The sequence below is a fragment of the Leisingera methylohalidivorans DSM 14336 genome (genome assembly GCF_000511355.1).
GTDB classification, from domain to species: domain Bacteria; phylum Pseudomonadota; class Alphaproteobacteria; order Rhodobacterales; family Rhodobacteraceae; genus Leisingera; species Leisingera methylohalidivorans.
In genome coordinates this window covers 2,950,055-2,973,153 of record NC_023135.1, presented here as the reverse complement: position 1 = coordinate 2,973,153, position 23,099 = coordinate 2,950,055, and the positions used below count along the sequence as shown (strand labels likewise).

Annotated in this window: 19 protein-coding genes, 2 pseudogenes and 1 riboswitch; of the genes and pseudogenes, 13 read left to right on the top strand and 8 right to left on the bottom strand. The window is 62.0% G+C overall.

The window, feature by feature from the left end; translation table 11 throughout:
- The first annotated feature begins 364 nt into the window (after positions 1-364).
- The 5 genes from METH_RS14620 to METH_RS14600 all read left to right on the top strand — a co-directional run bounded on the left by METH_RS14620 (position 365) and on the right by METH_RS14600 (position 5,521).
- Complete coding sequence (locus tag METH_RS14620; protein WP_024091251.1) at positions 365-1,726, top strand: DUF6638 family protein; 1,362 nt, start codon at positions 365-367, stop codon at positions 1,724-1,726.
- Between the two features lie 2 nt (positions 1,727-1,728).
- The gene (locus METH_RS14615) at positions 1,729-1,995 is read left to right on the top strand and encodes a hypothetical protein (protein ID WP_024091250.1); all 267 of its coding nucleotides are present in this window, start codon (positions 1,729-1,731) and stop codon (positions 1,993-1,995) included.
- A 10-nt stretch (positions 1,996-2,005) separates the two neighbouring features.
- Positions 2,006-2,650, top strand: coding sequence for a DUF1523 family protein (locus tag METH_RS14610; protein ID WP_024091249.1), 645 nt, complete (start codon positions 2,006-2,008; stop codon positions 2,648-2,650).
- 239 nt (positions 2,651-2,889) lie between these two features.
- Positions 2,890-3,088, top strand: a riboswitch (cobalamin riboswitch).
- 107 nt (positions 3,089-3,195) lie between these two features.
- The gene (locus METH_RS14605; RefSeq protein ID WP_024091248.1) at positions 3,196-4,431 is read left to right on the top strand and encodes an aromatic ring-hydroxylating oxygenase subunit alpha; all 1,236 of its coding nucleotides are present in this window, start codon (positions 3,196-3,198) and stop codon (positions 4,429-4,431) included.
- 4 nt (positions 4,432-4,435) lie between these two features.
- A complete protein-coding gene (locus METH_RS14600; RefSeq protein WP_024091247.1) occupies positions 4,436-5,521 on the top strand; it encodes an FAD-binding oxidoreductase in 1,086 nt (361 codons plus the stop codon).
- 54 nt (positions 5,522-5,575) lie between these two features.
- Here METH_RS14600 and METH_RS14595 read toward each other — a convergent pair.
- Together METH_RS14595 and METH_RS14590 are read right to left on the bottom strand one after the other, a co-directional pair.
- A pseudogene (locus METH_RS14595) lies at positions 5,576-7,071 on the bottom strand (ABC transporter substrate-binding protein).
- Between the two features lie 309 nt (positions 7,072-7,380).
- A pseudogene (locus METH_RS14590) lies at positions 7,381-8,061 on the bottom strand (BCCT family transporter); the annotation flags it as partial.
- Positions 8,062-8,238: 177 nt separating this feature from the next.
- Here METH_RS14590 and METH_RS14585 point away from each other — a divergent pair.
- Both METH_RS14585 and rpiB read left to right on the top strand, forming a co-directional pair.
- The gene (locus METH_RS14585) at positions 8,239-8,475 is read left to right on the top strand and encodes a helix-turn-helix domain-containing protein (protein ID WP_197538801.1); all 237 of its coding nucleotides are present in this window, start codon (positions 8,239-8,241) and stop codon (positions 8,473-8,475) included.
- A 144-nt stretch (positions 8,476-8,619) separates the two neighbouring features.
- Positions 8,620-9,069, top strand: a complete 450-nt coding sequence (rpiB, locus tag METH_RS14580; protein ID WP_024091241.1) for a ribose 5-phosphate isomerase B — start codon at positions 8,620-8,622, stop codon at positions 9,067-9,069.
- 130 nt (positions 9,070-9,199) lie between these two features.
- Here the strand turns inward: rpiB and METH_RS14575 are convergent, their stop codons facing one another.
- A complete protein-coding gene (locus METH_RS14575; protein ID WP_024091240.1) occupies positions 9,200-10,777 on the bottom strand; it encodes a DUF5928 domain-containing protein in 1,578 nt (525 codons plus the stop codon).
- Positions 10,778-10,919: 142 nt separating this feature from the next.
- Between METH_RS14575 and METH_RS14570 the strand changes: the two genes are divergently transcribed.
- Positions 10,920-11,738, top strand: coding sequence for a sulfotransferase family protein (locus tag METH_RS14570; protein ID WP_024091239.1), 819 nt, complete (start codon positions 10,920-10,922; stop codon positions 11,736-11,738).
- A gap of 141 nt (positions 11,739-11,879) precedes the next feature.
- Here METH_RS14570 and METH_RS14565 read toward each other — a convergent pair whose 3' ends face one another.
- The 3 genes from METH_RS14565 to METH_RS14555 all read right to left on the bottom strand — a co-directional run bounded on the left by METH_RS14565 (position 11,880) and on the right by METH_RS14555 (position 15,799).
- Positions 11,880-12,353 carry a hypothetical protein gene (locus tag METH_RS14565; RefSeq protein ID WP_156927498.1) on the bottom strand — a complete coding sequence of 158 codons (474 nt, stop codon included), beginning with the start codon at positions 12,351-12,353 and terminating at the stop codon, positions 11,880-11,882.
- Positions 12,354-12,643: 290 nt separating this feature from the next.
- Positions 12,644-14,488 carry a dihydroxy-acid dehydratase gene (gene ilvD / locus METH_RS14560; protein ID WP_024091237.1) on the bottom strand — a complete coding sequence of 615 codons (1,845 nt, stop codon included), beginning with the start codon at positions 14,486-14,488 and terminating at the stop codon, positions 12,644-12,646.
- Positions 14,489-14,620: 132 nt separating this feature from the next.
- Positions 14,621-15,799 carry a benzoate/H(+) symporter BenE family transporter gene (locus METH_RS14555; RefSeq protein ID WP_024091236.1) on the bottom strand — a complete coding sequence of 393 codons (1,179 nt, stop codon included), beginning with the start codon at positions 15,797-15,799 and terminating at the stop codon, positions 14,621-14,623.
- 106 nt (positions 15,800-15,905) lie between these two features.
- Here METH_RS14555 and METH_RS14550 point away from each other — a divergent pair, with 106 nt between their 5' ends.
- The 3 genes from METH_RS14550 (at position 15,906) to smpB (ending at position 17,931) form a co-directional block, all read left to right on the top strand.
- A complete protein-coding gene (locus METH_RS14550; protein ID WP_024091235.1) occupies positions 15,906-16,466 on the top strand; it encodes a helix-turn-helix domain-containing protein in 561 nt (186 codons plus the stop codon).
- Between the two features lie 82 nt (positions 16,467-16,548).
- Positions 16,549-17,403 carry a DMT family transporter gene (locus METH_RS14545; RefSeq protein ID WP_024091234.1) on the top strand — a complete coding sequence of 285 codons (855 nt, stop codon included), beginning with the start codon at positions 16,549-16,551 and terminating at the stop codon, positions 17,401-17,403.
- A 45-nt stretch (positions 17,404-17,448) separates the two neighbouring features.
- A complete protein-coding gene (gene smpB / locus METH_RS14540) occupies positions 17,449-17,931 on the top strand; it encodes an SsrA-binding protein SmpB (protein ID WP_024091233.1) in 483 nt (160 codons plus the stop codon).
- A gap of 261 nt (positions 17,932-18,192) precedes the next feature.
- On the opposite strand, the gene METH_RS14535 is transcribed toward smpB, so the two are convergent.
- A complete protein-coding gene (locus METH_RS14535; protein ID WP_024091232.1) occupies positions 18,193-19,401 on the bottom strand; it encodes a leucine-rich repeat domain-containing protein in 1,209 nt (402 codons plus the stop codon).
- A 164-nt stretch (positions 19,402-19,565) separates the two neighbouring features.
- On the opposite strand from METH_RS14535, the gene sseA reads away from it, so the two are divergent.
- A complete protein-coding gene (gene sseA / locus METH_RS14530; RefSeq protein WP_024091231.1) occupies positions 19,566-20,420 on the top strand; it encodes a 3-mercaptopyruvate sulfurtransferase in 855 nt (284 codons plus the stop codon).
- On the top strand, positions 20,420-21,604 hold the full coding sequence (locus METH_RS14525) for an amino acid aminotransferase (RefSeq protein ID WP_024091230.1): 1,185 nt from the start codon (positions 20,420-20,422) through the stop codon (positions 21,602-21,604). Before sseA ends, METH_RS14525 begins: the two co-directional genes overlap by 1 nt.
- A 147-nt stretch (positions 21,605-21,751) precedes the next feature.
- On the opposite strand, the gene METH_RS14520 is transcribed toward METH_RS14525, so the two are convergent.
- Positions 21,752-23,086 carry an ammonium transporter gene (locus tag METH_RS14520; protein ID WP_024091229.1) on the bottom strand — a complete coding sequence of 445 codons (1,335 nt, stop codon included), beginning with the start codon at positions 23,084-23,086 and terminating at the stop codon, positions 21,752-21,754.
- Between the last annotated feature and the right edge of the window lie 13 nt (positions 23,087-23,099).

The following is a 23,099-nucleotide window of genomic DNA, read 5'->3' as shown; positions in this document are numbered from 1 at the left end:
GCTTTGAAGTGCTGACTTTAGGGCTGCTAGCAATCACAATGGGTGTACTTTCTTGGAGAGCGCCAAGGAACCCCTGTCAACATTTCAATGCCATACCGGGCAGTGTTTGGAAGCAACTGGGCTGCCTTGTAGTGATCTCCGTTCTCCTGAGTTTTATTGCATATGTGGCGACTTCTCTTGTGCATTCAATTCGAGTCTATCCAGGCCTTCTCGAAGGAGTCTTATCTCAATTGAGTGCTTGGCAGGCGTTGCCTGCGAATTTGCTTCATATCCCTCTGAACCTACATGTGGTCACTTCGTTGATATGGATGCCGGTATTCTTCCTGTCCAAGTGGCAGTTCAATAAGCAATCGGAGGCCGCCCAATGAAACGCCTCATCCGGCATGGCCTGATGTTCGGCAACCTCTTCCATGTCGCCTCGCCCGCGCTGGTGGAGCGCTACAATCGCGCGCTGACGCATCTGACCGGCAAGGCCACTCAGCTCACCGATTTCCATGTCGATATCTCGGGCTACTCTCCCGAAGTGGGCGACGAGCTGGGGGATGACCACTATTTGAACCATGCGGGGGTGAACCGGCAGTTCATACTGCTGTCGACCGAGCAGAAGCGCTGCCCGCTGCTTCACGTGAAATTCTCCACCAGCCGGGACATTCTGCGCCGGTTTATCGAGGTGAATGAACGCCAGCTATTCGCGCTGACGGCGACCGATGCCGTTGCCGGCGAGCTGGTGAATTCGGTGTTCGAGGTCTCGACCCCTGCAAAACTGTTCGACATCCGCCAAGTGCGGATCGAGGCGGACACCACCCGCGGCACCCTGCGCCATGCGGACCATCTGGCGGAGCTGGTGGAGCGGTTCAAGACCGGGGAAGATGCCTGGTTTGATGATGATCTGATCGGGGAGATGATCGCGACCGCGGAAAAGACCGGCGATGTGACCCGAAATCCGGTGCATTTAGAGCATGAGGTGTTCGAGCAGGCGAACTTCTGGACCGCGCATTTCGGCGGGATGTATGTGTTTCAGGGCGTCGAGCATCCGGCGGTGATCGCCAGCGGGGCAAAGCCTGAAGGCGTGCCGTTGAAACATGTGTTTGATCTTACCCAGCGCAATGCGATTGCCAAGTTTCTTGAGCTGAACGGGCTGGCAGAGCCGGTGATCCGGGCGCGCGGCGTCGATGGCGCGGCGATCCTGCGGCAGAAGATGGGGTTTCTGGCGGTGAGCGTGCTGACGGAGAAGGGCCGGGATCTGTCCGGCCTGTCGCGGTCCGACCTGCGGCGGATGGCGGCGCGGCATGCCGAGGAACTGCCGGTGGAGTTTGAAGGGCTTGCGGCGCTGGTGCGCTGGGCCGAGGGCGGCGGCAAATGGCCGAAAATCCGCTCGGACCATCCGGCCTATTTCTATTCCCTGCGGGCGTCGGACACTGTCCAGCGGGACTTGGTGAATATGCTGCTGGCGGAGCTGTGCCCGCATGACTTCCGCCAGATGTTCATCTGCCACAAGGAGGCGTTCTACCGCCAGTACCGGGGCTGGCCGGAGACGAAAAAGGCCTATGCGGCGGAGTTCCTGGCGCGGGAGTACGCGGTGGACAAGGCCGGCGCGCGCGCCGCACTGTTCGGGCATGAGCCGGATATGGAGGGCCGCACACCAGCGCTGCCGCGTGTGCGGCGCAAGGGGGGTGTCGAGCGGGTCGGCCCCTGGGGCGCGGTGAACCGGGTGAGGGGGCGATAAAGATGTTCGGTTTTATCCGCCTGATCCTGATCCTGCTGGTGGGGCTGACCGTGGCTTACGGCGCGGTCTCGCTTTACTCGCGCGAGGTGCGGCGGGCGAAGCTCAAGCGCCGCTGGAAAGAGAAGGGGTTGACCGGCGACCGCAGCACCTTCATCCAGCGGGGGCTGAAACAATATGACCGCTCGTTCCGGCGCAAGCTGATCCTGCTGGTTTATATCATTCCGCTGGGGGCAATCGCGCTTCTGGTCTATGTCATTAACTTCATGTGAGGTGCAGCAGATGCGTTTCATCAAATGGGCTTTTCTGATCACCATCTGGGTGCTGTTCGGCGCCTTTCTGCATTACACGCTGCCGCAGTACGATGTGGTGCGTATCGTCAACACCTATGAGGAGCGGCAGGAGCTGAACGACTGGACCAAAATCTTCTGGTCCAAGCCGGACGACCAGTCTGCCGAGCTGATCAACCGCGATGTGCAGTTCATCCAGGCCGTGCGCCCCAGCGGCCGCAACATGGTCTACCGAAATGAGGATACCGGCTGGAACTGGCCGCCCTATTTCAAGTTCGACACCGCGAACCTGTATACCGATGCCAATGACAGCATCTCGACCAAGGCAAACCCGGAATGGGTGGCGGTGATGCACTACGGCTGGCGCAACGAGTTCTTGTCAATTTTTCCCAACGCCGTGACGATCAACCCGGTGGCAGGTCCGGAGGACAAGCCGACCAACTGGTTCTCGATCATTGTACTGGTGCTGCTGGCGGCGCTGTTCTGGGCGGTCTATGTGCGCTGGCGCCGCTTCCGCCGGGCGCGGATCGACCCGATGGTCGAAAATGTCGAGGACAGCCTCTATGCGGCGGGCGATGCGCTCGCCGAGCGCAAGGGGCGGTTCCGGCGCTGGCTGGACAGCTGGAAGTCGAAGTAAGACAGGGCCGCGGAAACGCGGCCTTTTTCAGTTGCGGCGGGGCCTGGCGGAGAGCGCTGTGCAGATTCGCCGGAAACGGCTTTAACCAGCGCTGACAGATGGGGTCTTTGCCGCTTTTTGCATGCAGCGCGCATTTTGCGGCATTGGACAGGTTCGTCTGGTGGCCGGTAATGAACCTGCATGTCTTATTCTGGTTTCGCCGGGTCGGTTTTGTTTCCGATGGCGGGAGATTTTTAGGGCAATACCGCGGATAGCAAGGTGCCGTCCTTCGGGGCGGAGAATTGGGAAGCTGGTGAAACTCCGGCACTGCCCCCGCAACGGTGACCCCGGGCAAGGCATGGCAATGACCACTGAGGCAGGTGCCTCGGGAAGGTGCCAGGTCCCGCCGCCTAAAGGCCCCGGGACAGTCCGGAAACCAGCCTTGCCCTGAAAAACGTCAACCGCGGGCGGCGGCGGGGCGGTTGCAGGCGTGTGGCTTGCAATCTCTCTTCACCTGCCCGCACCCAGCCAACCCGCCGCGGGGTTGCGGCAAAGGAGAGAAGCAGATGCTTCACGATAGCGAGATTCTGGCCAAGTTGATGGCCCGGCAGAAAAACTACTCTCTGGAACAGGCGTTCTATACCGATCCGGGCGTTCTGGATCTGGACTTGCGGCAGATCTTCTACCGCGAGTGGCTGTTTGCCATTCCCGCCTGCGAAGTGCCGAAGCCGGGCAACTATGTGACCCATCAGGTGGGGGCTTATAACGTCATCATCGTGCGCGGCACGGATGGCGAAGTGCGTGCCTTCCACAATGCTTGCCGCCATCGCGGATCGGTTGTGTGCAAGGCCAAGAAGGGCAATTCGCCCAAGCTGGTCTGCCCCTACCACCAGTGGACCTACGAGCTGGACGGCTCGCTGTTGTGGGCACGCGACATGGGGCCGGATTTCGATGCCTCCAAACACGGGCTGAAGCCAGTGCATTGCCGCGATCTGGCCGGTCTGATCTATATCTGCCTGGCCGATGAGGCGCCGGATTTCGATGCGTTCGCCGAGGCCGCCCGCCCCTACCTGGAGCCGCATGATCTGGGCAATGCCAAGATCGCCTATGAAAGCTCGATCATCGAGAACGGCAACTGGAAGCTGGTCTGGGAGAACAACCGCGAGTGCTATCACTGCGGCGGCAACCACCCGTCGCTGTGCCGCACCTTCCCGGAAGATCCTTCGGTCACCGGGGTTGAAGGCGGCGAAACCCCGCCGCATCTGCAGAAGCATTTCGACCGGATCGAAGCCGCAGGCTGCCCGGCGCAGTTCCGCATGGGCGAACGCGGCCAGCACCGGCTGGCGCGGATGCCGCTGAACGAAGGCGCCGAGAGCTATACAATGGACGGCAAGGCCGCAGTCGCCAAACCGCTGGGACGGGTGCCCTTTGCCGATGCCGGCACGCTGCTGAAGTTCCACTACCCAACCACCTGGAACCATTTCCTGCCGGATCATTCCCTTGTCTTCCGGGTGAACCCGATCAGCGCGACCGAGACCGAAGTGACCACCAAGTGGCTGGTGCACAAGGACGCGGTTGAGGGCCAGGACTATGACATCAAGCGCCTGACTGAAGTCTGGATGGCCACCAACGACGAGGACCGCATTGTGGTCGAGGACAACCAGCGCGGCATCAACTCGCCCGCCTACCAGCCCGGACCCTATTCCGAAGTGCAGGAAAGCGGCGTCATTCAGTTCTCCAACTGGTATGCTGAACACCTGACCCGCGCCCTGACCGGCCGCAACCTGATCGCGGCGGAGTAAGCCAATGGGACTGCAGGCTAATTTCGAATCTCTGGACGAAACCCTGGCGTGGAAGGACGACGAGATGCTGGAATGCGTCTCGGTTGTGCCGGAAGCGCCGAACACCGCCACCTTCAGCTTCCGCGCGCCTTCCGGCGCGTGGTTCAAATACCAGCCGGGCCAGTTCCTGACGCTGGAACTGCCGGTGCCGGGCGGGACCGTCTGGCGCACCTACACCATCAGTTCCTCGCCGTCGCGGCCGCTGTCGATCTCGGTGACTGTGAAGGCGCAAGCGGACAGCATCGGCACCCGTTGGATGCTGGACAACCTGCGCCCCGGCAGGATGCTGAAAGCCTCGGGGCCTGCGGGGCTGTTCACCCTGCCCAAGCGCCCCAACGGCAAGTTCCTGTTCATCTCCGCAGGCTCCGGCATCACGCCGAGCCTGTCGATGACCCAGTATCTGTTCGACCGCGGCCAGTCGCCCGACATCAGCTTTATCAACTGCGCCAAGCGCCCGAGCGAGATCATCGCGCGGCGCCAGCTGGAAGGCATGGCGGCACGGGTGCCCGGCCTCAAGCTGAACTTTGTGGTGGAAGAGGACGATCCCTATCAGGTCTGGACCGGCTACCGCGGCCAGCTGAACCAGATCATGCTGGGCCTGATTGCCGGCGACTATCTGGAGCGCGAGGTCTACTGCTGCGGGCCGGACCCGTTCATGCAGGCGGTGCGCGACATGCTCAACGGCCTGGGCTTCGACATGGCGAACTACAACCAGGAAAGCTTTGGCGCCCCGGTTGAGACTGCAGCCGATGCGCCCGAGATCGACGACGTGGTGCCGGAAGAGACTGCAGCGGCGGAGATCAGCTTTGCGGCCTCCGGTGTTATGGCGGCCTGCACCGAAACAGATACGGTGCTGGCGGTGGCCAAGGCTTCGGGCCTCAACATCCCGTCGGGCTGTACCTTTGGCATCTGCGGCACCTGCAAGGTCAAGAAGACCGCGGGCGAGGTGCATATGGTCCACAACGGCGGCATCTCGGAGGAAGACGTGGAGGCAGGCTACATCCTGGCCTGCTGCTCCAACCCGATTGGCCGGGTCGAGGTCGACATCTAAAAAACAAGGGCGCGCGCCGGGACTGGCGCGCGCCCTTTTGCCGGTTAGGCCCGATCAGGCTTCCAAGGCTAGCTTGTGCACATGGATTTCGGCGATCGGATGGCCCTCAGCGCCGAGGATACCGGGGCGGGGGTGGCGGTAGAGCGAGTGCTGGCTGGATAACGGTGCCGTCGTCGGCGATGACCGACGCGGCTTCGAGCATTGTATCAAACTCGGCACTGGCGAGGCCGGTTTCAATTCAGGCACCCCCTGTCTTGTAGGCCAATGTCAGCACCTGCCCCCCCAAGTGGACGGTGCCCCAGCCGGTGGAGCTGAACGGGTATTTGTCCCTGTCGTTCCAGAAGGTGTTGCCGGGCAGCACCGTGCGTTTGACCTTTGAGGCCCGCATCGCGCATCTGCGCCGCCAGCGCGTCGGTGGTGTCGCGCCGCCAGTCATCGTCGATTGAGAACATCTCGTGCTCGAAACCTAGCATCCCTGCCTCCTCCATCAGCGCGCGTGCGGCTTCTGTGTCCCGCTCGGGCGCGCCGATATCGGCGTATTCCGGGTGGATCGGGCAGACATAGTGGTTTTCCGCCAGGGTTCCGCGGCCGTCATAGTCTGGCTCCAGCAAAACTGCGTTGTCGCAGGCCAGCGCCACGGCGCGGCGGACGCGGGCATCGGCATAGGGGTGCATCCCGCCCACCTCGGCGTCTCGGTTGGTGCGCAGCGCCAGGGTTTTGGCTGAGACCTACTCGCTTACGTTCCAGCCGATGGAGGTGAAGATGTCGACATATTCGCCCACAGTCTCGTAGGTCATGTCGATTTCTTCGGCTTCGGCTGCCGACAGATGAGTTGAGGCGTCCGTTCCGAAGTCGATGAATTCGATCCGGTCCAGTTTCGCGCCTCCGCCCGGCCCATTCATGATCGGTGTTCTTTTCCAGCGCCACTTTGACGCCGGCCTTGTATCCCGCCAGGTTGTACGGGCCGGTGCCCACAGGATCGGCGCCGGGATCACCCGGCCAGCCGTCCGGCACAATGGCGGCGGGGGTTTCGGTCACCGCGGGGATGATCGAGATATCGGGACGGGGCAGCTTTACCTTCAGCGTCAAGTCGCCGGCCACTTCCAGCGCGCCTTCGGCGGGGCGGTCGCCAGCCTCGTTCTGCAAAGAGCCCATGCGGGCCGCCATTGAGTTGCCCTCCTATTTGCCATCGCACCAGCGGGCAAAGTTATAGGCGATGTCCTTGGCCGTCAGGATGCCGCGGCCATCGTTCCAGCTCACGCTTGGGCGGATGTGCAGCAGGTATTCGGTAGCGTCTTTGCTGACCTCCCAGCTTTCCAGCAGGCGCGGTTCAAAGGAGCCGCCGGCATTGTATTGGATGAGGTATTCCAGATAGCCCCGCACCTGGTTACCCAGCTGCGGCCAGTTGAACAGCGGGGGGCTGCCGCCTGCAGCGGCTGGTTGAGGCCGATCCTGCCACTGACAGCGGATGCGGTCACTCCCAGCGCAGTTGCGCAGGACAGGAATTCGCGCCGGTCCAACCTGCTGTTTGCGACTTCCGCCGCATGCATCCGGATCGCCGGGCGGAGGATTTTCCTGTTGTGGAATTTGGTCTTCTTGGCTTCCTTGCTTGGTCTGTACGAAGCGTTTGCAGGCCGCTTCGGCAGTGTGTGCGGGCGGCTGCCAAGCCTGCCGGCAGCCACCCGAGGGCGGGGGGTATTCCGCGGGCTCCTGCGTGATGGTGGTGGCAACCCCTGCCTGTGCGCGGCGGACGTCGTTGCAGATCGCCTTGATCAGAGCGGCGCATTGCAGCACCTCACCACCGCGCCAGATGCCACACCCCAGAAGACGATATGCGGACGGGCCTTGGGGCCTTCGTCGCCGGCGGCGAATTGCTCCACCTCGAAACCCAGGGTCTGGGCGACGCCAAGGATGGTGGCGACCACGGCGACGATATCCACCACATGGCCGATGGAGCCGGACAGCCGGGTGCCGAACAGCGGTGTCAGCGCGGAGCGCATGGTCAGCGGCAGCCCGCGGCGGCAGCTGAAGGACCCCAGCGCCAGCCCGGCTATTGCATAGCAGGCCCAGGCGCCCAGCCCCCAATGCAGGAACGACCATTTATAGGCCATGCGGATATTGTCCGCCGCGCCGCCATTGGTCAGCCCCTGGATCACTTCAGGGCTGTTGTTCCAGTGATAGATCGGCTCTGCCACAGCCCAGGTCAGCATGCCGACCCCGAGGCCGGCGCCGACCATCATCGAAAACCAGGATAAATTGGAGAATTCAGGGCTGTCCCCCGGCTGCCCCAGCTGCAACCGCCCGGCGGTCGGCCGCAACGCCAGAGCAATGCAGCACAAGACAAACAGCGCCACGGTCCAGATGTACAAGGCGCCGAAAGAGGCCAGGATTAAACCGTTGATCGAATTCAGCACCGCGCCGGACTGTCCGGGAAAGGCAATTGCCCAGACCACCAGCCCGCCGATCATCAGCTTTGACGAAATGGTGGTGATCTGGCTGAAGCCCCGGCAGAATCCACTGTCGGACGTGCCGATCGCCAGATCCGTTCAAGGAGGTTTGATTGACAAGAAGCATCCCTGTTTTTTTGCTCTGCCGGTTGGTACCGCCCGGGGACACGGCCTTAGCAGAACTTACACAGGGCATTCTCTGATATAAAAAGGCCTTTTCAGTAGGCAATAATTTTTGAGTGACATTAGCAGCATTACTTGGAAGCTGAGTTGCAACCTGTTGCGCTTTCTGCGTTCGACCTAGTGGTCCGGCATGGCAATTTCACTGGCACGGCTGAGGCGCTGGGGCTGGCACAGTCGGCGGTTTCCCAGAAAATCAAGGGGCTGGAGACCGAGTTGGGCATCGCGGGGGAGCGGTACAAGAACTACATCAGTTTCAACAACTACGGCATGGTGATACAATCCGGGTATCCGGCGATGGCATTGCCCTGGGCTGGCTGGGGCTGATCGACAGGCTGCTGCAGAGCGGTTTAGCCGGCTGAGCGGGGCTTCCCGTGCCAAAGCCGGGGATAAAGTGATTGACGGCGCGCCTGTGACTTGATCCAAGGCCGCCATGCCGCAAACTTCCTTTTGACACAGGACGACCAAACCATGACATCCAGCAACCGGATTGCCCTTTCCAGCGACCACGCCGCTATTGAGCTGCGTAAAGCTGTCGCTGCACATATCGAGGCGCAGGGCTGGGAGGTGGTCGACATCGGGCCGCAGACACCGGAAAGTACGCATTACCCTGAACACGGTGCAGCTGCGGCGCGGCTTGTCGCCTCTGGCGAGTGCCTGCTGGGCATCGTCCTGTGCGGCACCGGCCAGGGAATTATGATGGCCGCGAACAAGGTCAAAGGCATCCGTTGCGGTGTCTGCGCCGATACGTTCTCGGCCAGGATGATCCGCGCCCATAACGACGCCAACATGCTGTCCATCGGTGCGCGTGTCGTGGGCGAAGGCCTGGCGCTGGACATTGTGGATGCATTCCTGAACGCGGGCTTTGAGGGCGGCCGCCATGCAACACGGGTGGACATGATCAAAGCGCTGGAAGACTGACGCTAAACCCCAATGTCAGGGCGGCGGCGAAGTCCTGCCGCCGCCTGCGGCTGCGCGGGCCCGGTGCATCTCCGGCCTGTCCCGCACTTTGGGCGTTTCTGCGTGCCTGCCCGATTGGGTGCTGCTCGGCTCAATCTGCAAACAGGTAGTGGTTCCCGGCAATCTGCATGGCTTTCTCCTCGGTCAGACCCAGGAAGCCGCGCAGCTGGTCTGCATTCTCCTCCGGGCTGTTGCTTTCCCGTATCTGGAACAGCTGGCTGAACCCGGCATCGCGGATGCGGTCGTTTTCATACAGGATGTCGTTGCGGATTGTCGGCAGCAGGCGCTCGAGCGTCAATTGCGGTGTGCGTTCGCCCGCCAGTCCGACCCGGTGCGCGTGGCCGGCCAGATAGTCATCGCTGAACTCGCATTCGATCTGCAGGAAACGGGTCGAGGAACGGTCGGAATGGAAATCATTCATCAGATCGACTGCGCCGGGATCCAGGCAGATGAGCAGCTGATCGGACTCGTAGTATTCGAACAGCATCCGCATCAGCGCACGGCGGTGGCGGGTGCGCTTCATCAGCGCAGCCTGGATGCCGCCGAGATCGGGCAGCGGTGTGTCTTCTTCGTTGAACAGATATTCGATGGCCGGGATATTGGTCACCTGGCGGATCTGCTCCAGCAGCCGCTTGGCCACGTGCCATTTCTTGCAGATCACGATCAGCAGCTCGCGCTCACGCCCCAGCGAGCTTTCAGTCTCCCAGAACCGCGGTGCGAAACGGCGCCCGATCCGGCCCCGCTGGGACAGGAATTTGTACAGGCTGCGCCCCTCGTTAGAGATTTGGAAGTCGACGCCCTGCGCCGCATAAAGCCGCCCAAGCCGCGACTTCAGCTCTGTCGCTTCCGGGCTGATCTTGCGGGCGAACAAAAAGTCCTGGCTCAGCAGCAGGTCGTAATGGTCATTGTGGAAATTCACCGGCATCCCGTAATCGGTGAACATCAGGAAGGTAAGGGTGCGGGGCTCGATCTCGCCTTCCGGGATCAGGTGGCGCACCAGAGTTTGAAAGAAGGTTTCATCCGGGATCCAGGTGGTGCGGAAGAACCGCATCACATCGCGGCGTTTGCGGGTGAAATCCAGGATCCACTCCACCGTGCGGCGGCGCAGGCACCACCATTGGCTGCCGATCTGTACCTGGATATCTGCCGGAACCTCGCGCTGCAGCCCCAGGCGTTTCTGCAGCCGATGGCTCCAGTAGAACAGCTGCTTGTGCTTGCGCTCGTTGAAGAAGTGCCGGTAGATCAGCCGGTCCTCTTTCATGCCGGTCTTGATCCAGTCGCTGTCAAAGAAATCGAAGCTTTCGATGAAATCCTTGTCATGCTGGTCGAGGAAGCGGTGGGCGTATTCTGCCGTTTTCACCGCCATGCAATCGCCCGACAGCATGTAGAAATGAGTGGCGCGGGGAAACTCCTCAACTGCGCTGCGCAGCGCGTGCAGCGTCGCCTCGACCAGCGACCATTCCCCCCAGCCGCATCTGACCCGCTTTCTGGCAAAGGTCACATTGGGATTGTCCGCCAGCTCAGCCCGGATCGACTGGTAGTCTTCCGGCGCCGCCCGCCCGTCGAAGTGGATCGCCATGTAATCGCCGGCCGCAGTCAGCCGTTCAGCCTGCTGGATGACCGCCCCGGGGTCCTTATGGCAGAGCAGAATATATGCGATTTTTGCCATGATGCGGACGGATTGCCTTGTTCTGCCTGATTGTGTCCCTTGATAAGCGGGCTTAAGGCACGAATAAACCAGATAGTTCCCGTTTCGGTAAACATATGCGATTACTGCTGGGAACAGGCAAAGACGGACAAGAGGGCAGCAGATGGGGTTTCCCGGCACCTGGATGACGGAAAGTGAGAGTGTGGTCTACCGGGTGGTGCCGAAATGCGCCTGCTCGACGATCGGGCAGATCCTGTATTACTCGGATCACGGGCGGTTCTTTGACGGGGACATTCACGACGCCAAGGAGGGCTTGCACAAATGGGCGCTGGAGCACAGCCAGGGGCCGATCACCCGAAATGTGCAGGGGCAGCGGTCTTATGCTTTCACCTGCGTGCGGAACCCCTATACTCGCGTTCTCAGCTCCTTCTTTGACAAGATCTGCGGCATCCAGCGCAACGGCCGCCGCTACCGCGGCAATCTGGTGCCCAAGCTGGCCTATGAATACGGGATCGAGGTCGGCGGCGAGGACGGCAAGCAGGAGTTCGACCAGATCGCCAGCTTCCGGCGGTTTCTGCTGTTTGTGCGCGACACCATCCGCTGGCGCCGCCCGATGGATCCGGACATTCACTGGTCGGCGATGTCGGGGCATGTGTCCACGTTCATCCTGAACGGCGGGCGCTACAACCAGATCTTCTGGACCGAGGCGTTTAATGACGGGATGCAAGGGGTGCTGGATGCGATCGAGACGCCGCATCCCGTGGACCTGACCGCGATCCCGCGGTTCAACGAAAGCGAAGGCCACGGCCCCAAGCGCGCCCATCCGGTCGAGGATTATTTCGACGATCTGTCGATGCATCTGGTCTACGAGATCTACAAGCGCGATTTCGAGCTGTTCAAATATGATTTCGAGAACCCGGCCAACAAGATGCCGGTGGGTGAGATCGACCTGGAAGAGGTGCACGCCAAGCTGGGGGAATAGGCGGGCCGCAGCGTAAGGGGTGGGCTCCCGCGCCTTTTCCGCTGCATCAGCGATGCAGCCCAAAGCCTTAGGCCCAGCACCGCTGGCGCGGCGAGGGCAGGCGAGTTTAAGTGGCGAGCTCTCTGAGCGCCGGTTTGGTGCTTAGCGGAATGCCATGTTCTTGTTTGCTTTTTTGCAGTCCAGAATGGCTGCTGATGCGAAGCGTTCGCCCCCTCCGCTGACTGAGAGTGTTCCCTGCAGGGTTTCAGGATTAAACAGCAGCGAGTACCGAAGATTGAACTTGGTTTTGATGACGTCGGGTATGCCGTAATCTACAGTCTTTGTGATAGTTACAGGCACCCCTGAGAGCTTCCACCGCAAGCGGTATGTTCCATTGTTCTTTTTTGAAAATTTTGCGGCTATGGGGGCTTGGTAGATCTCGTGAACCAACCTGTCATAGGCCGTAGCGGCACTGTTTTCAACGTCGATAGTCAGCATGTATTTGCTGGGCACAAACCCACCGTCGTCAATTTTTCTGGGAGAATTGTGTTCTGTAAAGTTACACAAGTATTTCTGGGGATCTGCGTTTGCAGCGACCGGAACTGCAAGAGCTAGAGCCGTGGCGAGTAGTCTCAACATGATAGTCCTCAAAATGTCTTGAGTTTTAATCGGATCTCAAATGCACTCAAAACAATTGGTGCATTCCCGTGTAACGGGCTTCAGGGCTCCTATCGTTTTACGTGTGCGGCGTCAATGGCGGCTCGCCTTCTGAGCTGGCTGTTGCGGCCTTAGCGCAGCCGGTTCCTTCAGGCTTGAGACCAGAAGCAGCAACCCCTGCCGGGCCTAATTTCAGCACTAACCCTGGAAAGAAGAAAACCCGCCGCGTTCTGAGCGGCGGGGATTGCATGTCGCGCTGGGGCTCTGCCTCAGTCTTCGTCCGGCAGCGCGCGAACCGCACCTTTTGCAGCCGAAGTTGCCAGCAGGCCATAGGCCCTCAGCGCCTTGGAGACCTTGCGCTTGCGCGGCGCGGCCGGCTTCCAGCCAGCCGCATCCTGCGCCTCACGCCGCGCCGCCAGTTCCTCGTCCGGCACCGCCAGATGGATGGTTCGGTTGGGGATGTCGATCTCGATGGTGTCGCCCTGGCACACCAAGCCGATGGTGCCGCCTTCGGCTGCCTCGGGCGAGACATGGCCGATCGACAGGCCCGAGGTGCCGCCGGAGAAGCGTCCGTCGGTCAGCAGCGCGCAGGCTTTGCCGAGGCCCTTCGACTTCAGATAGGAGGTCGGGTACAGCATTTCCTGCATCCCCGGGCCGCCGCGCGGGCCCTCATAGCGGATCACCACCACGTCGCCTTCCTTGACCTTGCCGGTCAGGATGTCGTTGACCGCAGCGTCCTGGCTTTCGCAGACATAGGCCGAGCCGGTGAAGGTCAGGTTGCTGGCGTCGACACCGGCGGTCTTCACGATGCAGCCGTCCAGCGCAATGTTGCCGAACAGCACCGCAAGGCCGCCGTCCTGGCTGAAGGCGTGCTCTTTGGAGCGGATTACACCGTTTTCACGGTCGTCGTCCAGCTCTTTGTAACGGTTTGACTGGGAGAACGCCTGCGTTGTGCGCACGCCGCCGGGGGCGGCCTTGAACAGCTCCTCGGCCTCGGGGTTGTTGGCAACCTTAATGTCCCACTTGGCAATCGCCTCGCCCATGGTCGAGGCATGCACGGTGCTGCAATTGTTGTGCAGCAGGCCCGCGCGGCTCAGCTCGCCCAGGATCGAGAAGATGCCGCCGGCCCGGTGCACGTCTTCCATATGCACGTTGGCAGTGTTCGGGGCGACCTTGCAAAGGCAGGGCACCTTGCGGCTGAGCTGGTCCATGTGGGACATGTTGAAGTCGACTTCGCCTTCGTTGGCGATCGCCAGCAGATGCAGCACGGTGTTGGTGGAGCCGCCCATGGCGATATCCAGGCTCATCGCGTTTTCAAACGCCTCGAAGGTGGCGATCTCACGCGGCAGCAGGCCCTTTTCTTCGCCCACATAGTGGCGCTTGGTGATATCGACGATCTTGCGTCCGGCTTCCAGGAACAAATGCTTGCGGTCGGCATGCGTAGCCAGGGTCGAGCCGTTGCCCGGCAGCGCCAGGCCCAGGGCCTCGGCCAGGCAGTTCATCGAGTTGGCGGTGAACATGCCCGAGCACGACCCGCAGGTCGGGCAGGCGTTCTCTTCGATGTGCTGGACCTGCTCGTCGGTGAATTTGTCATTGGCAGCGGCAACCATCGCGTCCACCAGGTCGATCTTCTTCATGTCCAGATCGGCAATGTCGATCTTGCCCGCTTCCATCGGGCCGCCGGAGACAAAGATCGCCGGGATGTTCAGGCGCATGGCGGCCATCAGCATCCCCGGAGTGATCTTGTCGCAGTTGGAAATGCAAACCATGGCATCGGCGCAATGGGCGTTGACCATGTATTCGACGCTGTCAGCGATCACCTCGCGCGAGGGCAGCGAGTAGAGCATGCCGTCATGGCCCATGGCGATGCCGTCATCCACCGCGATGGTGTTGAATTCCTTGGCCACACCGCCGGCCGCCTCAACCTCGCGGGCGACCATCTGGCCCAGGTCTTTGAGGTGCACGTGGCCGGGCACGAACTGGGTGAAGGAGTTGACGATGGCGATGATCGGCTTGCCGAAATCATCATCCTTCATGCCGGTTGCGCGCCACAATCCGCGTGCGCCCGCCATGTTGCGGCCATGGGTGGAGGTTCTGGATCGGTACATTGGCATCAGGCTGGTTCCCTTAGTCTTTGCCCTCAGGGACACGATTTGCGCAATAAAGGCAACCTGCCGGGGGGCTGTTCGATAATTTTGGCACAGTTGGCGCCGGAATTCAGGGGTGAAATGTCTCTCCGGGGGCTGTCAGACGCGCACCGGGGCGGGTTCGGGGGCTTTCAGCCAGTGATTCACCGCCAGCCCCAGCACCAGCGCCCAGAACGGCGCGCCGATTCCAAAGAAGCTGATGCCGGACACTGTGATCATGAAGGTGATCAGTGCCGCCTCGCGGCCCTTGGCGTCCGACAGTGCGGCAGACAGGCTGTTGCCGATGGTTGAGAGCAGCGCAAGTCCCGCGACGGCGGCCACCAGCGCCTTGGGTGCGATCAGGAACAGGCTGATGACGGTTGCGCCGCCCAGGCCGACCAGAATATAGACCGCGCCGGTCATGACCCCGGCGAGATAGCGGGTGTCCGGGTTCTCATCCGCCTCCGGTCCTGCGCAGATCGCGGCGGTAATGGCGGCGAGATTGAAGGCAAAGCCGCCGAACGGGGCAAGGATCAGCGAGGCCAGACCGGTTACAGTCAGGCTGGCGGAAACCGGTGCATCATAGCCGCAAGCCTTCAGGGCCACCACACCGGGCATGTTCTGCGAGGACATGGTGACGATATACAGCGGCAGGCCGATCCCGATCAGTACGGGCAGCGAGAAGGCGGGCATCACAAACACGGGGCGCGCCAGCGTCAGGTCCAGCGCATCAAGGCTGCCAAAGGCGCCGGTGCCTGCGCACCAGGCCACGCCTGCCGCCAGCACCGCGGGGATACAGTAGCGCGGGAACAGTTTGCGCCCCAACAGGAAGCTGAGGCCCATCACCGCCACCAGCGCGGTGTCCGTTTGCAAAGCGGTGAAGGCAGAGAGCCCGAACTGGAACAGAATACCCGCGAGCATGGCGCTGGCCAGTGTGTCGGGGATCAGTCGCGACAGGGCGGCAAACCACCCGGTAATGCCGGTAAGGGTCAGGAGCGCGGCACAGAGCAGGAAGGCGCCGATTGCTTCGGCAATGGGGACACTGTTCAAACTGACCGCCAGCAGTGCTGCGCCGGGGGTGGACCAGGCGGTCAGGATCGGCATCCGGTATATCATCGACAGGATCAGGCAGGTTACGCCCATGCCCAGGCCCAGTACTAGCATCCAGCTGTTGGCCTGAGCCTGGGTGGCGCCGACCGCTTCGATCGCTTGAAAGATGATGGCGACTGATCCGGTATAGCCCACCAGCACGGCCACCGCGCCGGAGACAAGATGCGAAAGTTTCAGCTCCTTGAGCATGCGGGTTTTCCTTTGATGCCGGATCGGCTAGGGATGCTGTGCGTTATAGCGCACAATACACATCGTGCGTTATAGCGCACAAGTGGTTTTTTGAGCGGCGGATCTTATGAGCGATGAAACCATCACCCTGAACCTGCGGGACATCCGTACGGCGGCTGGGCTTAGCCTCAGCAAGGCGGCGGAGGCGACCGGCGTCAGCAAGGCAATGCTGGGACAGATCGAGCGCGGCGAATCAAGCCCGACGATTGCCACCCTGTGGAAGATCGCCAAGGGCTTTCACCTGCCGCTGACCGCGCTGATCGGCGAGGCAACGCGGCCGGTGGGGCAGGTTGCCGGGGTCTATGAGACGGTGCAGTTCCCTGGCAGCATCGGTGTGAAAATTGTCTTTCCCTTCGATCCGCTGCTCGGGGCAGAGACCTTTAAGGTGACGCTGAAGCCGGGACAATGCCACCAGTCCCAGCCGCATGATACCGGTGTCACCGAGGAAGTGTTTGTGCTGCACGGATTGATGGAGGTGCTGCGGGGCGGCGAATGGGTGCCGCTGGAGGCGGGGCAGGGCCTGCGTTTTGCTGCCGACCAGCCGCATGGCTACCGCAGCGCCGAGACCGGCGCGGCCTTTCTCAACATGCACCATTACCGGCAGGCAGGTCTGACGCAGCGGGACTGAAGCCGTTCTCTTGTGCATTGTCTGCGGCGGGCCTACCAAATGCCCAACTCATTGAGTTTTCTGAATTTGAAAGGGCACCGGAATGGATACGCTGCGCGGAAGCCTTCTGATGGTGCTGGCGATGGCCGCCTTTGCGCTAGAAGACATGTTCATCAAGTCCGCGGCCCGCGACATTCCAGTGGGACAGATCCTGATCCTCTTCGGCCTGGGCGGCATGGCGGTCTTTGCCACGATGGCGCGTGCGCAAGGTCATGCCCCGTGGCATCCGGGATTCGGCACGCGCCCGATGCTGCTGCGCTCTGTTGCAGAGGTCGTGGGGCGGCTGTGCTATACGCTGGCGATTGCGCTGACGCCGTTGTCCTCGGCCTCGGCCATCCTTCAGGCGACGCCGCTGGTGGTGGCGGCGGGAGCTGTGGTGTTCTTTGGTGAGACGGTGGGCTGGCGGCGCTGGCTGGCGATCGGGCTGGGGTTTGTGGGCGTGCTGCTGATCTTGCGTCCGGGGCTGAGCGGGTTTGAACCTGCCTCGCTGTTTGCCGTCGCCGGCACGCTGGGGTTTGCGGGCCGGGATCTGGCCACCCGTGCGGCACCCAAGGACATGAGCAACAACCAGCTGGGCTTCCTTGGCTTTGCCATGCTGGTGATTGCCGGTGTGATCGCGCTGGGCTGGACCGGCGGGGCGGTTTGGCCAAGCCTGAGCAATTGGCTGGAGATCATGGCGGCCACGGGGATAGGTGTCATCGCTTATAACGCCTTGTCCGGGGCGATGCGGGCGGGCGAAATCGCGGTGATTGCGCCGTTCCGGTACACTAGGCTTATCTTTGCCATGGTGCTGGGGGGGCTGGTGTTTGGCGAGCGGCCCGATGCGCTGACCCTGATCGGCAGTGCTGTGATTGTCGGCAGTGGTGTTTTCACGCTGCTGCGCAGCCGGAAGCGGTGAAGCGCGCCTTGCGCCCGCCGCCGCGCCGCCTTACATCTGCCTCCCATGGCCAAGAAGAAGCAGACATCCGACCCGAATTACAAAGTGATCGCCGAGAGCCGGCGGGCACGGTTCGATTACGCGATCGAAGACGATATCGAATGCGGCATCATGCTGGAGGGGTCCGAAGTCAAGGCGCTGCGCGGGGGCGGTACGAACATCGCAGACAGCTATGCTGCGGTGGAGAACGGCGAGCTGTGGCTGGTGAATGCCTATATCCCGCCTTACGAACAGGCCAAGGTCTTCAAGCATGAAGAGCGCCGCCGCCGCAAGCTGCTGGTGTCGCGCAAGGAGCTGTCGGACCTGTGGAACGCCACCCAGCGCAAGGGGATGACCCTGGTGCCGCTGGTTCTGTATTTCAACCACAAGGGCCGGGCCAAGATAAAGCTGGGCATCGCCAAGGGTAAGAAGAACCACGACAAACGGGCGAGCGAGGCCAAGCGCGACTGGTCCCGCCAGAAGCAGCGGCTGCTGAAAGACGCACGCTGACCAGGGGCAGGGCGCTGCCCTCTTGGCCGGGCGGCCAATTCACCCGGAGTATTTCCAGCCAGAAAATAGCCGGGGTCATGCGCCTGCCGGCTGGCATCGGCGCCTGTTGCGGCGCTGGTGGCATTCTGCCTGTCAGGCCCGCCGCGCCCCTTGATACGGGAGCAGGACCTGTCACGTCCTCGCCGGGACTGATCTTGGCGGGCGCTGTGATTGTGCTGCCGGTATCAGGGCAGGGAGCCCACTGCGCAGCAGTTGCACCAGCTAGGGGGTGCCTGTGAGGTACTGAGCGATTTTGTCTTTCCCGAGCAGACGCCTTTGCGAAGCGGAATCAGGGCCGGCATAGACAATCCGCAGGTTTTCGACCTCCAGCAGCGGTTGCAGCGTTGCAGCGGGCAGGCCGATGGCCCGGAGAATGGATAGCTTTTTAAGTTTCCTAAGCGGTGCGAGGTCGGTGACGCCTGTTCCGGATATGCTGAAGTCCCAAAGGTTCTCCATTTTCTCCACCGCAGCAAGGCTGGACACTGCGGTATTGGTCAGCGACAGTTCGCGCAGGTTTTTGCCCGCCAGCGGAGCAAGGCTGGAGACCGCCGTGTCTGCCAGGATCAGTTTGCGCAGCGCGTCCAGTCCGCCCAGCGGTGTGATGTCGCTGATCCGGGTTCCATCCAGGGCCAGATCCATCAGACCGGTTGCATCCGTCAGCGGGGTCAGGTCCGCCACCTGGGTGTCTGACAGGATGAGGGTGTGCAGTGCGGGTTTCCCCTCCAGCCCGTCCAGGGTTTTCAGCAAGGTTCCATCAGCGCGCAGCATCTCCAGCCGGTCAGAAGCGGCCAGAGCGGCCACGCTTTTGACCGGGCAATTGGAGATCCAGGCCACCTGCAGGTTGGCACCCGCCAACGGGCTGAGGTCGGAGACCTGCGTGTTGAAGGCAAGAAAGACAGCCAGGTCGGTAAGGCCCGACAGCGGGCTCAGGTCGGATACACCGGAATCAGCAATGTTCAGGCTCTGCAGCCGGGTCAGGCCGCTGGCAAAGGACAGGTCGGTGACGTCGCCGGCACCCCAGACCGAGAGGTGCTCAAGCTGTGTCATCCGGGCCAGCGGGGTAAAGTCGGGCACGCGGACAGAATCAAGGCTGAGCCGCTTCAGCCGCGGCAGCCGGTTGAGCGGTGCAAGGTCAGGCGCTGTGATGTTCACCAAGGCCAGCTTTTCCAGCTTTGACAGCGCAGTGAGAGCGGACAGGTCGACAGGGTCCTTGAACTGCAGCTCGGCCATCAGGGTAAGATCGGTCAGCTCAGTGAACTGGTTCAGTCTCTGCAGGTCCGGCGTGTGGTTTCCAATCCGGACCTTTGCCGTCAAGTCGTTGATGCCAATGCATGTTTTTCCGATCTCCACGCATTCTGCGTGCAAGGTGCCGGGGCTGAATATGCCCGCTGCAATCAGAAAGGCGGTAAGGAAACTGCGGAAAGCGGGCATACAATGGGCCTTTGCAATGAAATGCTGAAACTTGGGCCTATGCCGTTAACGTTCCATTAACGGCTCGCAAGAATTTTGTAACCGCAGGCAGAGGGCGCCGCGGCCTTGCACCGCTGTGCCGCCAGATGTACCCATAGCGCATGCGCAGAAAGGGAGACGCTTTGATGCAGGATGATCCAAAGACGCTGGTTTCCACCGACTGGCTGGCCGCCCATCTGAAGGATCCGGATCTGCGGGTGCTGGACGCTTCCTGGTATTTGCCGCAGGAAGACCGCGATCCCAAGGCGGAATATGACGCGGCCCATATCCCCGGCGCGCGCTTTTTCGATATTGACGATATCTCCGACCACCGCTCGGACCTGCCGCATATGGTGCCGCCGGTTGAGAAATTCATGTCCCGCCTGCGGGCGATGGGTGTCGGCGACGGCCACCAGGTGGTGGTCTATGACGGAACGGGCCTGTTTTCCGCCGCCCGTGTCTGGTGGCTGTTCCGCCTGATGGGGCAGGCCAATGTTGCGGTGCTGGATGGCGGTTTCCCGAAATGGCAGGCCGAAGGCCGCCCGGTTGAGGACCTTCCGCCGGTGATCCGCGACCGCCATATGACCGTGCGGGTGCAAAATCACATGGTGCGCGATGTGACACAGGTGTCTTCCGCGGCCAAGCTGGGCGACCATGAAATCATCGACGCCCGCGCCGCCGCGCGGTTCCGCGGCAAGGTGCCGGAGCCGCGCGAAGGCCTGCGGGCGGGTCACATCCCTGGTTCGAAAAACGTGCCCTTCGGCCGCCTGCTGAATGCGGATGGCACCATGAAGGATGCAGAGGGCCTGCGCGCCGAATTTGCCGCCGCCGGTGCCGATCTGAACAAACCTGTGATTACCACCTGCGGTTCGGGCGTCACCGCCGCCGTCCTCAGCCTTGCATTGGAGCGCATCGGCAAGACCGATCATGCGGTCTATGATGGCTCGTGGGCGGAGTGGGGTGCCTTCCCGACCCTTCCCGTTGCTACCGGAGAGAACTGATGTTCGAGACCCTGAAACCCCAGCCCGCCGACAAGATCCTGGCGCTGATGCAGATGTACCGCGACGACCCGCGCGCCGACAAGATCGACCTTGGCGTCGGCGTCTACAAGAACGCCGAGGGCGTCACCCCGGTGATGCGCGCGATCAAGGCGGCCGAGCACAAGCTGTGGGAAGAGCAGACCAGCAAGGCCTACGTCGGCCTGGCCGGCGACCCGGCTTATGGCGACGCTATGATCAAGCTGATCCTGGGCGATGCCGTGGCGCGTGAAAATATCGCGGCGGCCGCGACCCCCGGGGGCACCGGGGCTGTGCGCCAGGCGTTTGAACTGATCACAATGGCCAATCCCAAGGCCCGGGTGTTCGTTTCGGACCCGACCTGGCCGAACCATGTGTCGATCCTGAATTACGTCGGCATTGAGGCCGTCACCTACCGTTATTTCGACCGCGACACCCGCGGTGTCGACTTTGACGGCATGATGGAAGACCTGAAGGGCGCGCAGAAGGGCGACGTGGTGCTGCTGCACGGCTGCTGCCATAACCCGACCGGCGCCAATCTGAACGAGACCCAGTGGAAAGAGGTCATCGCGCTGTTGAACGAACGCGGCCTGATCCCGATGATCGACATCGCGTATCAGGGCTTTGGCGACGGTTTGGAGGAAGATGCGAGGGGCGTGCGCCTGGTGGCGGCGGGTTGCCCCGAGGTACTGATCGCGGCCAGCTGCTCCAAGAATTTCGGCATCTACCGCGAGCGCACCGGCCTGCTGATGGCGGTGTCGAATGACGCGGGGGCGCAGGCCCTGAACCAGGGCACCCTGGCGTTCCTGAACCGGCAGAACTACTCCTTCCCGCCGGACCACGGTGCGCGGCTGGTGACGATGATCCTGAACGATGACGCCCTGCGCGCCGACTGGGCGGCAGAGCTGGAAGAGGTGCGCCTCGGCATGCTGGACCTGCGCCAAAGCCTTGCGGATGAGCTGCAGCGGCTGACCGGCTCGGACCGGTTCGGCTTCATTGCCCAGCACCGCGGCATGTTCTCGCTCCTGGGCACCACGCCGGATCTGGTCGAGAAGATGCGGGTCGACAACGGCATCTACATGGTCGGCGACAGCCGCCTCAATATCGCCGGCCTGAATGCGCAGACCGTTCCGGTGCTGGCCAAGGCAATCGTCGACGCCGGCGTCTGAGGCCGCCGTCAGGACATCCCAAAACGCGCTCCTTTCAGGGGCGCGTTTTTCGTTGGCGGCTGCAGATTCAAAACATTCGCGCGCTGCAAATGCAAAGACGGCGCCCCATGAAAGCGCCGTCCTTTTGTTTCAATGCCGTGCAGGGGGTCAGCTGGGCGAGAACTCCGGATAGGCCTCCATGCCCAGCTCTGCCATGTCCAGCCCGTTGACCTCATCTTCTTCCTCCACCCGGATGCCGGTGGTGGCGCGCAGGATCATCCACACTGCGGCCGAGGCGGCAATGGTGAAGATCCCTACTACGGCAATCCCGGTCAGCTGTTTCAGCAGTGTCGCGTCGGGGTTCGACAGCACGACCGCAACAGTGCCCCAGATACCGCAGAACAGATGCACCGGAATGGCGCCCACCACGTCGTCGATCTGCAGCTTGTCCAGGAACGGCACCGCAAAGACCACGATCACCCCGCCGATGGCGCCGATCAGAGTGGATAGGCCCAGGCCCGGAGTCAGCGGCTCGGCGGTGATAGCCACCAGACCCGCCAGCGCGCCGTTCAGGATCATCGTCAGGTCCGGCTTGCGGAACAAAAGCTGGGTCAGAACCAAAGCGGCCACCGCGCCGCCCGCTGCAGCGGCATTGGTATTGGCGAAGATCCGGCTGATGTCAGCTACATCGCCAATCGAGCCCATCGCCAGCTGCGAGCCGCCGTTGAAGCCGAACCAGCCCATCCACAGGATGAAGGTGCCAAGCGTTGCCAGCGCCAGGTTGGAGCCGGGCATCGGAATGGTTTTGCCGTCCTTGTACTTGCCAATGCGCGGCCCCAGGATCAGCGCCCCGGTCAGCGCCGCCCAGCCGCCCACCGAATGCACCACGGTTGAGCCCGCGAAATCCAGGAAACCCATCTGCTCCAGGAAGCCGCCGCCCCATTTCCAGCTTGCCTGGAACGGGTAGATCACCGACGTCAGCACGATGGTGAAGATCAGGAAGGGCCACAGCTTGATGCGCTCTGCCAAAGTGCCCGATACGATCGAGGCAGTGGCGGCACAGAACATCAGCTGAAAGAAGAAATCCGAGCCGGTCGTGGCATAGGAATAGTCGTCGGCACCTTCGGCGGTGATTCCGACCGCCTCCAGCACGCCGGGGCCAAAGACACCGGACAGCACGCCGTCAACCGCCCAGTTGCCCAGCGGATACATCAGGTTATAGCCGATCAGCCAGTAGAACACGGCGGCCAGGGAAAACAGCGCCATGTTCTTGGTCAGCTGCATGGTCACGTTCTTGGAGCGCACCAGGCCGGCCTCCAGCATGGCAAAGCCGGCAGCCATCCAGAACACCAGGCAGCCGCCGATCAGAAACAGCAGCGAGTTCAGGATGAACACGGTATCGGTCGCGGGGTTCACACCGGGGGCGGGGCCGTCCTGAGCCAGCGCCAGTCCCGGCAGCGCGGCCAGTGCCAGCGCCGCGAGGGGGAGTTTCAGGTTCTTCATAGGTCTTTCCTCC